This window comes from Candidatus Zixiibacteriota bacterium, from assembly GCA_035574315.1.
Lineage (GTDB): Bacteria > Desulfobacterota > Binatia > UBA9968 > UBA9968 > DATLYW01.
Genome location: DATLYW010000009.1, coordinates 1 through 12,157 on the forward strand (window position 1 = coordinate 1; position 12,157 = coordinate 12,157).

Annotated in this window: 12 protein-coding genes; 3 read left to right on the plus strand and 9 right to left on the minus strand. The window is 65.1% G+C overall.

Annotated elements, in window-relative coordinates:
• Positions 1-167: 167 nt before the first annotated feature.
• Positions 168-887 (minus strand): isochorismatase family protein, encoded by a 720-nt coding sequence (locus VNN77_01675; GenBank protein ID HXG50101.1) that lies wholly within the window; start codon positions 885-887, stop codon positions 168-170.
• Between the two features lie 151 nt (positions 888-1,038).
• Here VNN77_01675 and VNN77_01680 point away from each other — a divergent pair, with 151 nt between their 5' ends.
• Positions 1,039-1,614: a methyltransferase domain-containing protein gene (locus tag VNN77_01680; protein HXG50102.1), complete on the plus strand. Its 576-nt coding sequence runs from the start codon at positions 1,039-1,041 to the stop codon at positions 1,612-1,614.
• Positions 1,615-1,674: 60 nt separating this feature from the next.
• Here the strand turns inward: VNN77_01680 and VNN77_01685 are convergent, their stop codons facing one another.
• The 8 genes from VNN77_01685 to VNN77_01720 all read right to left on the minus strand — a co-directional run bounded on the left by VNN77_01685 (position 1,675) and on the right by VNN77_01720 (position 10,163).
• Entirely contained in the window at positions 1,675-2,805 is a 1,131-nt protein-coding gene (locus VNN77_01685; protein ID HXG50103.1) for an amidohydrolase family protein, read from the minus strand.
• Positions 2,806-2,846: 41 nt separating this feature from the next.
• Entirely contained in the window at positions 2,847-5,084 is a 2,238-nt protein-coding gene (locus tag VNN77_01690) for a bifunctional alpha,alpha-trehalose-phosphate synthase (UDP-forming)/trehalose-phosphatase (protein HXG50104.1), read from the minus strand.
• 199 nt (positions 5,085-5,283) lie between these two features.
• Complete coding sequence (locus tag VNN77_01695) at positions 5,284-5,637, minus strand: glycine zipper domain-containing protein (protein HXG50105.1); 354 nt, start codon at positions 5,635-5,637, stop codon at positions 5,284-5,286.
• Positions 5,638-5,807: 170 nt separating this feature from the next.
• Entirely contained in the window at positions 5,808-6,488 is a 681-nt protein-coding gene (locus VNN77_01700; protein HXG50106.1) for a M48 family metallopeptidase, read from the minus strand.
• 32 nt (positions 6,489-6,520) lie between these two features.
• On the minus strand, positions 6,521-6,745 hold the full coding sequence (locus VNN77_01705; protein HXG50107.1) for a hypothetical protein: 225 nt from the start codon (positions 6,743-6,745) through the stop codon (positions 6,521-6,523).
• A 36-nt stretch (positions 6,746-6,781) separates the two neighbouring features.
• Positions 6,782-7,090 (minus strand): hypothetical protein, encoded by a 309-nt coding sequence (locus tag VNN77_01710; protein ID HXG50108.1) that lies wholly within the window; start codon positions 7,088-7,090, stop codon positions 6,782-6,784.
• 176 nt (positions 7,091-7,266) lie between these two features.
• The gene (locus tag VNN77_01715; GenBank protein HXG50109.1) at positions 7,267-8,622 is read right to left on the minus strand and encodes a sigma-54 dependent transcriptional regulator; all 1,356 of its coding nucleotides are present in this window, start codon (positions 8,620-8,622) and stop codon (positions 7,267-7,269) included.
• Positions 8,623-8,624: 2 nt separating this feature from the next.
• Positions 8,625-10,163 carry a HAMP domain-containing sensor histidine kinase gene (locus VNN77_01720; protein ID HXG50110.1) on the minus strand — a complete coding sequence of 513 codons (1,539 nt, stop codon included), beginning with the start codon at positions 10,161-10,163 and terminating at the stop codon, positions 8,625-8,627.
• Positions 10,164-10,268: 105 nt separating this feature from the next.
• On the opposite strand from VNN77_01720, the gene moaA reads away from it, so the two are divergent.
• Positions 10,269-11,279 (plus strand): GTP 3',8-cyclase MoaA, encoded by a 1,011-nt coding sequence (gene moaA, locus VNN77_01725; protein HXG50111.1) that lies wholly within the window; start codon positions 10,269-10,271, stop codon positions 11,277-11,279.
• Positions 11,280-11,410: 131 nt separating this feature from the next.
• Positions 11,411-12,154 (plus strand): SDR family oxidoreductase, encoded by a 744-nt coding sequence (locus VNN77_01730; protein ID HXG50112.1) that lies wholly within the window; start codon positions 11,411-11,413, stop codon positions 12,152-12,154.
• The last annotated feature ends 3 nt before the right edge of the window (positions 12,155-12,157 follow it).

The window sequence follows — 12,157 nt, forward strand, 5'->3', positions numbered from 1 at the left end:
GGTGACTGGTGCGGACCTCGCCGACACCGAATGATTGAAAACAGGGGCGCGTATCAGCTTGTCACGACTCAGTCGGGTAAAAAAGAAAAAACAAAAGGAGTGGTGCGCCTCTTGACAACCAGCCTTCTAATGGGTGACCCCCTTCCCGTTTTAGATCGCTCACCGACCTACAGCGCCGGCGCATAGAGATTGTCGGGGAGGCGGCGGAGGTAGTCGATCGCCTCGCTGAGCGGGATCACGTCGGCGTACTTCATGGCCATGTCGAACAGGTTGATCTTGTGCGATGCCTGGCCGCGGTCGAAGACGCACTCCTCGACGACCGAAACCTTGAGGTTGTAGGAAAAGGCGTCGATTACGCTCGCGCGCACGCAGCCGCTGGTGGTCGTGCTGGTCACCAGGACGCTGTCGGCGTGGATCGCGGTGAGCATGCTCATGAGCGGCGTGCCGAAAAAAGCGCTCGGCTTTTGCTTGCGCACGACGATGTCGCCCTTTTGCGGCGCGATCTCCTCGACGATGCGGTTGCCCTTCTCCCAGGTCGCGCTCATGTCTTCGGACGCCCGGCTGCTCTTGGCCTGCCAGCCCCCGAAAGCGACGCTGTTCAGCGGATCGTCGTGGCCAGTGGTATAGAAGGTCGGTACCCGCTTTTTCCTCGCCTCGGCGAGCAGCTCGCGGATTCGATGAACGCTTTCCCATCCTTCGGCCCCACAGCTGTTGCGAAAGCGCCGGATCGAGTCGAGGATGGGCTCCGGCTTGTCGCCGACGAAATTGTAGTTCACGTCGATGACCAGAATCGCGGGCCGCTGGCCGAAGCCGGCTTTCCTCCCGTAACCGGACAGGGCAAAAACCTCTTTATCGCGCGGCGTCAGAATATCGTCCCATATCGCCACGTCATCCCTCCTGTTTTGTTTTGCGAGGCCAGAACATACCATCTCCGCCGCCTTGTCAAGGCGCACGCAGGCCGGGGCAAGAGCGGGATTGACGGCTGGATCGAAAACCCCTATAAACCGGCTTCGTTTACGATCCTGGAAGAATTCGAGCATGCATCGGTTCTCGCTTCGGCTTGCGCTCCGCGCTTTCGTCCTTCTCGGTCTTGCCGGCTGCTCGGCGATCGCGACGTGGACCGACGGCGAGGTTCCCTTCGTTCCGACTCCGCCCCATGTCATCGACCGCATGCTGGAGCTGGCGCGTGTCGGGCCCGGCGACGTCGTCTACGACGTCGGCAGCGGCGACGGCGCCATCGTCATCCGGGCGGCGAAAAAATACGGCGTCCGGGCCGTGGGGATCGAGATCGATCCCGAGCTGGCGGAAAAAGCGCGCGCCAACGCCCGGCGCGAAAAGGTCGAGGATCTCGTGGAATTCCGCGTCGGGGACGCGCTCGAGGCCGATCTCTCGGGCGCGACGGTGGTCACGCTCTACATGCTCCCCGAGTTCAACGCCAGGCTGCGGCCCCGGCTCGAACGGCAGCTCAAGCCGGGAGCACGGGTGGTCTCGCACGACTACGAGATACAGGGCTGGGCGGCCGACAGGGTCGAGACGGTCAGCGGGACCTTCCTTCACGACCATACCCTGCTGCTCTTCGAGATCGGCTCGCCGGGAGAAAGCCCGCCGCGCTAGCCTGCGCCGGCGATTGCGGACCCGAAAGGCTGGCGGGGCCGATCCGCTTCCGGGGCCCGGTCAGGACGCGCCAAGTCCGTAGAGCCGGAGCGCGTTTTCCTCCAGCATCTTTTTCTTCGCGGAATCCGGAATGTCCGGGCGCCCGGCGAGCAGCCTGCCGGCGAAACGCTCGCGGTCCCCGTGGGGCATGTCGGAGCCGAAGACCACCTGCGTATCCCCGACCAGCTCGATCACCTGCGGCAACAGCGCGTCCTCGGCTTCCGCGGCGAAATAAAGATTGCCCTGCCGCAGATACTCGGTGGGCGAGAGCTTCGCTTTCGGGACGGTCTCCTTCAGAATCGCCGCCAGATAGCCTCCGGAGTGCCTGAAGCGGTGCTCCAGGCGCTCGGTCATGAAATGGATCCACTGGCTTCCGGCTTCCAGGAAGGCGACGCGGAGCGAGGGAAAACGATCGAGGATGCCGCCGCTGATCAGGGCCGAGTATCCCATCAGCACCGGAAAGAGGAAGGCGTTGACCGAAGAAGGATAGATGTGGGTGAAAAGATTGCTGAGCGGCGGGCAGGCCCAGCCGACGTGCACGGCGAGCGCGAGGTCGGCGGCCGCGACCGCCTCGTAAAACGGCAGCAATCCGGGATCGTCGAGCATCCGCTCTCCCGCGGTCCCGAGCACCATGACCGCTGCGGCTCCGAGCTCCTTTGCCCGCGCGGTTTCGCGCGCGGCGGCGTGGGCGTCGTCGAGGTTCACGACGGCGGCCCACTTGAGCCGGTCGTGGCGGCCGAGGCGGTCCCCGAGAAAGCGGTTGTAGGCGCTGCAGAGCGCGTTCATCAGGCCAACGTTCCGGGTGAGCGGGTACGCCAGGAAGAGCGTCGGGTAGATCACCTGGACCGAAATCCCCTCCTCGTCCATCGCGCGCAGCCGCTCGCCCACGTCGCTGAGCTCCATGCTCGCGAGCGTGTCGGCTTTCTTGCGCGCGTGCGGCGAGGGTTTCCCCTCGAAGCTCGCCGGCGTGCCGAGGTTGTGGCAGCCCGGGCCCAGACGCCTGGGGAAGAGCTGCTCCTCGAGCATCCAGTAGATCATTCCGTCGACGTTGATCACCTTGGGGCGCCGGTCACGGAACGCCGGGTCGAGGTAGTCGTCGCTGAAGGTCGCCGGGCTTTCCTCGAGATGGCCGTCGGCGTCGATGAATCGCATAAATCACCCTTCCGGAAGTTTTCGTTGGGCCGGCCCGCGGCTCAGCCTTCGCTCCCTTCCGCAAGCTCGGCGAGAAGCTCCAGCGCCTCCGCGCAGCCGGGGAGCGTGAAGCGGGCCAGCGTGCGCGAGGAGCCGATACGAAACGTGTAGGCTCCCTCGGGCAGGGCCGCGAACATGTCCTCGTCGGTGACGTCGTCGCCGATCGCCAGGACGAAGTCGTAAGCTTTTTTCGCCAGCCAGTGGGCCAGGGCGGTTCCCTTGTGGACGCCGGTGTTTCGGATCTCGATCACCTTGCGGCCGCGCAGCACCTGCACATCGATGTTGGCCGTGAACGCCAGGAGATAATCGGCGAGCTCCCGCGCCACCGCGGTGCCCTGCTCCGGGTCGGCGTTTCGGTAATGCCACGCCAGCGAGTACTCTTTTTCTTCCACCATCGCGCCGGGCACGCGGTCGGCGTACATCTGCAGCGTCGGGATGATCCTCGCCTTCCACTCGGCGTCGAGCTGCTTGATCATGGTCCAGTCTTCGTCGCACCCGCGGATCCAGATGCCGTGCTCCGCGGCGAACGCGAGCGGCAGGCTCCCGAGCCAGCGGTCGAGCGACGCCCGGTCGCGACCGGTCACCAGCGCGAGGTCGTTTCGCGGATCGTCGGCGAGCCGGCGGAGGATCCGGATGACCTTTTCCGAAGGGCGGGCCAGCTCCGGCGGAAAGGCGTACGGCACCAGCGTGCCGTCGTAGTCGAGGGCCAGCAGGCGCCGGTTGCTCCGGCGGTAGTGCGAGAGAAAGGCGCGTCGCGCGGAGTCGTTGAAGACTTTGCGGCCCGCCGCCCCGCCGGCCGGTTCGGACGAGACCAGCTCGCCGAGGAAATCCTCCGCCCACCGCGAGAGGTCATAGCGGCGGAGGCGGTCCTGCATCACCGAGTTGCGGCGGATCTGTTCCGCGGGGTCCATCTCGAGCGCGATCTTCAAGGCGTTCGCGGTTTCGTTGCGGTCGTTGGGGTTGATCGTGATCGCCTCCAGCAGCTCCTTCGAGGCCCCGGCCATCTCGCTGATGATCAGGACTCCCGTCTGGTCGCGGCGGCTCGCGATATACTCTTTGGCCACCAGGTTCATCCCGTCGCGGAGCGGGGTTACCAGGGCGACGTCGCTTGCGGCGTACAAAGCCACCAGAGACGGAAAGGAAAGCGCGCGGTACTGGTAGATGATCGGCGCCCAGCCGATCCTTCCGAAGCGACCGTTGATTCGCCCGACGTATTCCTCGATCTGCTTCTTCATCCCCTCGTAGTCTTCGATGCCGATCCGCGAGGGGACCACGATCATGATCAGCGTCGCCTTGCCGTGCCATTCGGGACTGTTCTCGAGCAACGTCTCGAAGGCCTGCAGGCGGTGGATGATCCCCTTGGAATAGTCCTGGCGATCGACGGAGAGAATGATTTTCGATCCGCCCAGCGTGCGCCGTAGCTCTTCCCGCTCCGCGCGGACCTCGGGCTGCCCTGCCGCTTCGTAAAACTTTGCGAAGTCGATTCCCATCGGGAAGGCGCCCACCTTGACGACGCGGCCGCCGACCGAGAGTCTTCCCATCTGATGGTCGAACCCGAGAATGCGCTGGACCGAGCGGAGAAAGTACTCCACGTAGTCGTGCGTATGAAAGCCGATGACATCCGCTCCCAGGAGCCCCTGCAGGATCGCCGTCCGCCAGTTGCCCGGCAAAAGCCGGAAGATCTCCAGCTGGGGAAAAGGGATATGGAGGAAAAAGCCGAGCCGGACGTAAGGGGCGGCTTTCCGCAGGAGGTGAGGCAAGAGCATCAGGTGGTAGTCGTGGATCCAGACGATATCCCCCGGGCGGACCGTCTGGAGCAAGACCTCGGCGAAAGACTCATTGACCGCCTGGTAGCGCGGCCAGTAGCCGGGATCGTAGGCGGCAAACTGCGGGAAGTAGTGGAACAGCGGCCAGATGGTCTTGTTGCAGAACCCCTGATAGAAATCCTCGATCTCGCGTTCGGAGAGAAATACGGGATAGGCGCGGAACTCGGCCAGGGCCCGCGCGCTCACCTGCTGGCGCAACGGCTCCTCGATGGTGCAGCCCGGCCAGCCCACCCAGAGGTAATCGAGCTTCGAGGAGCCCGGAGTCTTTACGGAATGGAGAAAGGACTTGAGCCCGGTGGCGACCCCTCCGACGCTGTCCTTGAACTCGATCGCGCCGTCGTTCTGAACGACGGTGAAGGGCAGGCGGTTGGAAACGACAACGATTCTTCGCGCTTCTTGAGCTTCGCCAGGCATAGGGTTTTCCGGACAGCCGTCCCGGCAAGACGAGGCACCCGAAAGAATCAACATAGTCAAGAGTTCGCCGCCAGGCAACAGGACATTGCCCAAGGCAGCGGCGAACGTGGAGTTCGGCGGGTTTCCCGGTCTGGATGGGGTATGGAGCGCGGAAGGAGGGAAAGCCGAGGGCTCGCCGGGAGCCCTCGGCCGGGGAAGATCAGTACTCCTGCTGTCTTCGCAGCCGCTCGATCTCCTGGCGGTTGCGGTTGATCTCGGCCTGGTTGCGCTGGATCTGCTGTTGCTGCTGATAGTTGGTTATCTCATGTCCCTGAAGCTGGTCGCCGATCAAGGCGCCTGCCCCGAGACCAAGGCCGCCGCCGATTGCGGCTCCCGCTCCAGGGTGGCCGACTGCGGCACCCACGAGACCGCCGGCCAAGGCGCCACCCAACGCCCCTATTCCGGCTCCTTTTTCTCGGGTCGTAAGGGGACCGCCAGCGCAGCCTGCCGCGAGAAGGGCCGCGGCCAGCAGCCCCGCCGAGGCCATTTTCGACAGTTTTTCAGCGGTTTTCATCGATTCCTTCCTTTCTGTGATTCGCGGTGTCGGATTCCGTCAAGGCACGGAGCAACAGCGGTGCCATGAGCAAAACCCGCTCAAACACAGCTACTTGCGCACATCCTGAGATCCGCGGGCCGGGAGAAATTGACGTGATCGGGAAGAAAATACGCGCCGGAGCGCAGGTCTCAGCGCACACTTCGAAGCGCCCGGATGCGCTCGGAGGTTGCGGGATGGGTGGAGAGGATCCCACCCCCGGTATCGCCGTCCAGCTCCATCAGCCACGCGAGCGTATCGACCATAACCTCCTTCGGATGTCCCGCGCGCCGCAGGATTTCGATCGCATGGCGGTCGGCCTCGTATTCCTGAGGCCGGCTGTAGCTTCGAGTGATGAGCGCGCCGGCGAGAGGTGCCACGGCGCCGCTGCCGGGAAAGAGCTGCTCGAGAAGCAGCATGCCGAGCCCCACGCCCGTTCCGATCATCTGTGTCCTGGCGGCATGTCCGAGATCGTCATGAGCGATCTCGTGCGCGAGCACGCCGCGCAGGTGATCGTCGGAAGCCCTCTGGAGAAGGCCGGTGGTCACGACGAAGCGGCCGTTTCCGGCGCTTCCGGCGTTGATCGACGGATCGTTGACGATCTGTACCCGGACGGCGTCGAGCGCGACGGGATGGTCCGCAGCCTGGAGGAGCGGGATCATGATGCGCCTGAGCCTTTCGGCTTGCGAGCGCGGCGCAGCGTAGCGTTGCCTCGACGGGTAGGACGATTCCCGAAAAGCGCGCGGCGCCGGCTCCCTGGCCGCGCCGCGCACGGGCAGGCTCAAAGAAGCGGCGGCCAGCAGCGCTGCGGCAGCCATGCGCATCCGCACCATGGTATAGGGTCTCCCATGGCCACTCGCGCTTTTTAGTAGAAGATCGAGCCTCGCTCGATCTGGTTCCTGCGAGCCTCGTACTCCCTGCGGCCGATGCGCTCGTTACGGTAGTCCTCCTCGAGCCGATCCATCTGCCGCTTTGCGTTGATCTCGTAGCCGGCGCCCGTCGCCAGGGCCCCGGTCGCCGCTCCGGCGACGAACTCGCACCCGGCCAGCCCCAGTGTCGCTGACATCAGCACGGCCATCAAGGTTTTCATCGTCTCCTCCTCTTCGGCGCTGAGCTTCGCGCTCCGCTATTTTTTCCATCCTTTTCCAGGGCGCCCCTCTTTGAGGGCTTTCGTCTTGGGCCCTTTCGCTCGTTCCCGCTCTTCAAACCGCTGCTCGTGGAGATCGTGGCGCTCGTCGGCTCGCACCCACCCGCGCTCGGGATCGGCGGACCACTGGCTGTTGGTGTTCTCCAGCGCTTTGCCGCTCATCTTTGAGCCCGCGCGATGCCGCTGCGCGAGCTGCCCGCGCGGCTCGGCGGCGGCGTGGCTGCCTGAAGCGCAAAGCGCCAGCACGCTCAAGAGAACCATGATCGAGAGGCGTCTTCGACTGTCCATTTTTTCCACTCCTTTGGACGTTGTGGCCGCCGGATCGTTACTGCTCCCGGTCGGCTGTGGCTTGCGAGCCGGCAACAGCGCAAGCGCTGTGCCAGCCGGAGAACCACGAAACATCGGGAAGTTACGGCGGTGGAGCGAAAAAAAGGAGCGGGAAAAAGTAAGGACGCGGGGAGAAATTACTCGGCGCGATAGAGAGCGAGCTTGGCGTTCAGAGTCTTCGGGGTAATTCCCAGGAGACGGGCCGCCTGGGTCTTGTTGCCCGCGGTCGCCGCCAGCGCGCGCTCGATCGCCTGGCGCTCGGCTTCGGCAAGCGACAACGGCTCGCTTTCGGGTTCCTCGCTGAGGACCGGGCTCAGGCAGAACTGCCGGACATCTTCGGCGGTGAGCTGGGGACCCGGGGCGAGCACGGCCAGTCGTTCCATGCCGTTGCGCAGCTCGCGCACGTTGCCCGGCCAGCCGTGCGCCTGCAGCGCGGGCACGAAGTCGGTCGACCACGACAGCAGCGGGCGGCCGTACTTGTCCGCGAACGACTCCAGGAAGTAGCGGGCGAGCAGCTCGATATCGTCGGCGCGCTCCCTCAGCGGCGGCAGCTCGAGGTTGAACACGTTCAGCCTATAGAAGAGATCCTGACGCAGCTTCCCTTCCCTGACCGCGGCCGCCGGAGGGCGGTTGGTGGCCGCAATCACGCGGACGGATACCGGGATGCTGGCGGAGCCGCCGATCCGGCGCACCCGGCCTTCTTCGAGCACGCGCAGGAACTTGGCCTGGACCTCGACCGCCATCTCGGTGATCTCGTCGAGGAAAAGCGTACCCCCGTCGGCTTGCTCGAAGCATCCCTGCCGGCGCTCGATCGCGTTGGTGAACGCTCCCTTTTCGTGGCCGAAAAGCTCGCTTTCCATGAGCGTCGGCGAGATCGCGGCGCAGTTCAACGCGAGAAACGTTCCTTCGCGGCGGGGCGAGAGCTCGTGAAGCGTGCGCGCCACCAGCTCCTTTCCCGTGCCGCTTTCTCCGTGGATCAGCACCGCGGCGTCGGTCGGCGCGATCTGGCCGATGCGCTGATAGAGCCGGCGCATCGGAGGCGATTTGCCGATCAGCGGGCCGTAGGAGCCAAGGGGGGACTCGAGCTTCTGCCGCAGCGCGTCGGCCTCGCGTACCAGCGACACCTGCTTGAGGCCGTTTTCGAGCACGGTGCGCAGCTTTTGCGGCTCGAGCGGCTTGGTGAGGTATTCGAACGCGCCCAGCTTGATCGCTTGCACCGCCGTTTCGATCGTGGCCTGGCCGGTGAGCATGATGACGGCCGTCTGCTTGATACGATCCCCGAGCGACTTGAGGAGATCGATTCCCGTCAGGCCCGGCATCATCAGGTCCGTGACGATCGCCTGCGGCAGCTCGCGTTCGCAAAGCCGCAGGGCGGTGGCGCCGTCGGCGGCCGCCAGGGCGGAGAAGCCCCAGCTCTCGAGCAGCGCGACGAGACCGTCGCGTGTGGAGGCGTCGTCTTCGACGACCAGAACCGTCTGCTTGGGTCGGGCCACGGTCAGGATAACTCCAGCGGCAGGGTCACCACGAACGTTGCGCCGCGACCGACACCGTTGCGGTCCTCGTAGCGGAGCGATCCGCCGTGAGCCTCCACGATCAGCTGGCTCAAGGGTAGCCCGATGCCGCTTCCGCCGATTTTCGTGGTCTTGCCGAACTCGAAAAGTTGCGACCGCCGCTCGGGCGGCACCCCCGGGCCGGCGTCGCTGAAGCGCAACGTCAACCGCGCGCCGTCTCTTTCCCCGCTGACGCGGATCTCGCCGCCGTTCGGCTGCGCCTCCATCGCGTTTCGCAGCAGGTTGTCGAACGATTGTCGCAGCCGCGTGCCGTCCCCCTGGACGATGCAGGGGCCGGCAGGGAACTCTTTGATCAGGGCGATTTTTTGCGCCGCGCACTGGCCCGAGATCGCTTCCAGGCTCGCAGCGAGCACATCGGCGAGGTTCACCGGCTTGCGTTCCATGGTAACGGGTGCCGAGTAGTCGGTGAAGTCGCGTACCAGCCGCTCCACCTGGCGAATCCCCGCGTCAAGCGCGGCAAGCGAGCGCTCCTGCTGCTCGGCCGGCGCCCCCGACTCCTTTTCGCCGCGGGCCGCGTTGCGGAGGAGCTCGAGATGGATGGCCAGGGCGTTGAGCGGGGTGCGCACCTCGTGCGCGAGCGTGCGGGCCGCCATCGCGAGGCGCTGCGCGGTCGCGGGGACCGTACCCGTCTGGCGCTGTTTCATGACCAGACGGTCGATCAAGTCGAGCGTGGTCCCCACCTCGTCGCGGCTCGCATAGGCGGGGCGTTCGCTGTAGGTGCCGGCCTCGGCGCTTCGCAGGGTGTCGGCGATCAAGCGAAAACGCTTGGTGTAAAGAGCCGTGGTCAGAAAAGCGCTGAGCAGGGCAATTCCGCCCCCGAGCGCGAACAAGAGCGTGAGCTGGCGCCACATTCCGGAAATCAGCTCGGTCCAGTCGGCGGGATTCACCCACAGTCGCAACCCGCCGGGACCGCGCACGCCCTCCGGCATCTGGAGCGGCACGAGCACGTCGTAATACGTCGTGCCTCCCTGCTGCCTGGCGTTGACCGTGGCGATCCCCCGTCGCAGGTTCTCGTACATCGCACGATCCGTGAGCTTGTCCCCCGTTTCCTGTCCGAGAGAGCTGTAGAGGATCCGTCCTTCGGCATTGAGCACCCACATTGCCTCGATGCTGCCGCTGCGGTCGACGAAGGCGCGCATGAGCCCCTTGACTTCCGACTGGCGCGAGGCGGCGCGGCCGGACTGTGCCCTCGGGGCCGGTCTGGGGCCGGGGAAGATGTTGCCGAGAAAGCTCCAGAAGGAAGAGCCCTGGGATTGCGCGACCTGGGGCTGCCGCGCAGCCGGACGCTGCCGCAAGCTGTCGGCGAGGGCGATTTCGACCTGGCGCGCCATGACCAGCGCGGTCTGGAGAGTCGCTTCTCGCGTGAGCCGCTGTGCGATGAGCCATACACCGGCGGCGAACAGGCCGAAGATCAAAAGCACGGTGCCGAGAAACACAGCGACCTGCTGCTGACGGAGGCTCATCGCCACATAAGATAGCAGATCGGCCCGGAGCGGCAAAGGCGGAAACCCGCCGGGCCAAGTCGTCGCGCTTGCGCCCGGCAGTCCTTTGTTGCATAGTAAAACCCAATGCTGGCCGACACTTACCGGCGCGCGATCCGTGATCTCCGCATATCGGTCACAGATCGTTGCAATTATCGCTGCTCGTATTGCATGCCGCTCGACCGCTACGAGTGGATCGACAAGAAGGAGATTCTCTCCTTCGAAGAGATCACCCGGCTCGCTCGCATCCTGGTGGGATTGGGCGTGGAGAAGATCAGGCTCACCGGAGGCGAGCCGCTGGTTCGCCAGAACCTCGATCGGCTGATCGAGCGGCTCTCGGCAATCGAAGGGCTGAAGGACATCTCCTTGACGACCAACGGGTCGCTCCTGGCGGCGCAGGCTCCCGCTCTGAGGCGGGCAGGGCTCCGCCGGGTCAACGTGAGCCTCGACTCTCTCGATCCGGAAAAATTCGCCCGCATCACCAAGCGGGGGGACCTGAACAAGGTGCTCGAGGGGATCTTTGCCGCAAAACAGTGCGGGCTCGAGCCCGTCAAGCTCAACGCCGTGATCGAGCGCGGGGTCAACGACGACGACATCCTGGAACTGGTCGAGTTTTCGCGGACCCACGGCTTCGCCATTCGTTTCATCGAGTTCATGGATGTGGGCAACGCCAACAATTGGACCTCGGACAAGCTGGTGAGCAAAAAGGAGATCATCGAGAGGGTCCAGGCGCGTTACCCTTTGAAGGAGAAAGGCCGCGGCGATGGGAGCGCCCCGGCGGTCGACTACGAGTTCGCCGACGGCCGCGGCGATATCGGCGTGATCGCCTCCGTCACCGAGCCGTTCTGCACGAGCTGCACCCGGGTGAGGCTCACCGCCGACGGCAAGGTGGTCACCTGCCTGTTCTCGCAGGTTGGACACGACGTCAAAGGGCTCCTGCGCTCGGGCGCTGACGATCATCGGATCGCCGAGTTCCTCGAAGCGATCTGGAAGGGGCGCAGGGACCGCTACTCGGAGGAAAGACTGGAAGCGCTCCGGTCCGCGAGCTACGATCCCCGCCGGCGAAAGAAGATCGAGATGATCTCGCTCGGCGGCTGAGGCCGCCGCCCGATCTGAACGGGACGCAAAAATCGCTTGCGCTCGGGTTCCCGCCTCTGCTCTTCGGAACGTCCGGCGGGCGGCACCTAGCCCCCAGCTATCATGGCAACCAGGGGTCGAGGGAGGAAACAATGCTCCTCAAAGACAAGATTGCGCTTGTGACAGGGTCGACGCACAACATCGGGCTGGCGATCGCACGGGCCTTTGCCCGCGAAGGCGCAACCGTCGTGGTCCACTCCCGCCATCTCGAGGACGCGCGGAAGGTCGCCGGCGAGATCGGCGGTGATTCCTTCGCCGCCGACGTGGCCGACCCCGAGCAGGTGGCTGCCCTTTTCGCCCACATCCGCAGGACGCACGGGCGTCTCGACGTGCTGGTCAACAGCGTGGCCCATTCCTCGAAAGGCGGTGTCCTGGAGACCTCGCTCGAGGAATGGAACCGCATCATGGCGGTCAACCTGACGGGCTATTTCCTCTGCATCCAGCACGCGGGCCGGATGATGAAGGAGCAGGGCGGCGGCGCGATCATCAACATCTCCGCGGGCTCGGGTGAGCGGTCGAGCCCGGGGGGCGCCGCCTACTCGGTTTCCAAGGGGGCGATCAATTCGCTCACCCGCCAGGCTGCGGCCGACCTCGCTCCCGACGTCAGGGTCAACGGGTTGATTTCCGGGCTCGTCGGCACACCTATCGGCCGCAAGGACATGGGCAACCGCAAGCCGGAATACGACATCATCCCGATGCGGAGAATCGGCCGGCCGGAAGAGGTGGCCGAGGCGGCGGTTTTCCTTGCCTCCGACAAGGCGAGCTACATCACCAACGCGATCCTGCCGGTCGACGGCGGGCGGTTGAACTCTATGAGCAGCGGTAGCTCGCGCTGAGGG

Coding starts and splice junctions, on each gene's coding strand:
- VNN77_01680 (HXG50102.1), top strand. CDS start 1,039: ATGCATCGGTTCTCGCTTCGGCTTGCGCTCCGCGCTTTCGTCCTTCTC.
- VNN77_01685 (HXG50103.1), bottom strand. CDS start 2,805: ATGCGATTCATCGACGCCGACGGCCATCTCGAGGAAAGCCCGGCGACC.
- VNN77_01690 (HXG50104.1), bottom strand. CDS start 5,084: ATGCCTGGCGAAGCTCAAGAAGCGCGAAGAATCGTTGTCGTTTCCAAC.
- VNN77_01695 (HXG50105.1), bottom strand. CDS start 5,637: ATGAAAACCGCTGAAAAACTGTCGAAAATGGCCTCGGCGGGGCTGCTG.
- VNN77_01700 (HXG50106.1), bottom strand. CDS start 6,488: ATGGTGCGGATGCGCATGGCTGCCGCAGCGCTGCTGGCCGCCGCTTCT.
- VNN77_01705 (HXG50107.1), bottom strand. CDS start 6,745: ATGAAAACCTTGATGGCCGTGCTGATGTCAGCGACACTGGGGCTGGCC.
- VNN77_01710 (HXG50108.1), bottom strand. CDS start 7,090: ATGGACAGTCGAAGACGCCTCTCGATCATGGTTCTCTTGAGCGTGCTG.
- VNN77_01720 (HXG50110.1), bottom strand. CDS start 10,163: ATGAGCCTCCGTCAGCAGCAGGTCGCTGTGTTTCTCGGCACCGTGCTT.
- moaA (HXG50111.1), top strand. CDS start 10,269: ATGCTGGCCGACACTTACCGGCGCGCGATCCGTGATCTCCGCATATCG.
- VNN77_01730 (HXG50112.1), top strand. CDS start 11,411: ATGCTCCTCAAAGACAAGATTGCGCTTGTGACAGGGTCGACGCACAAC.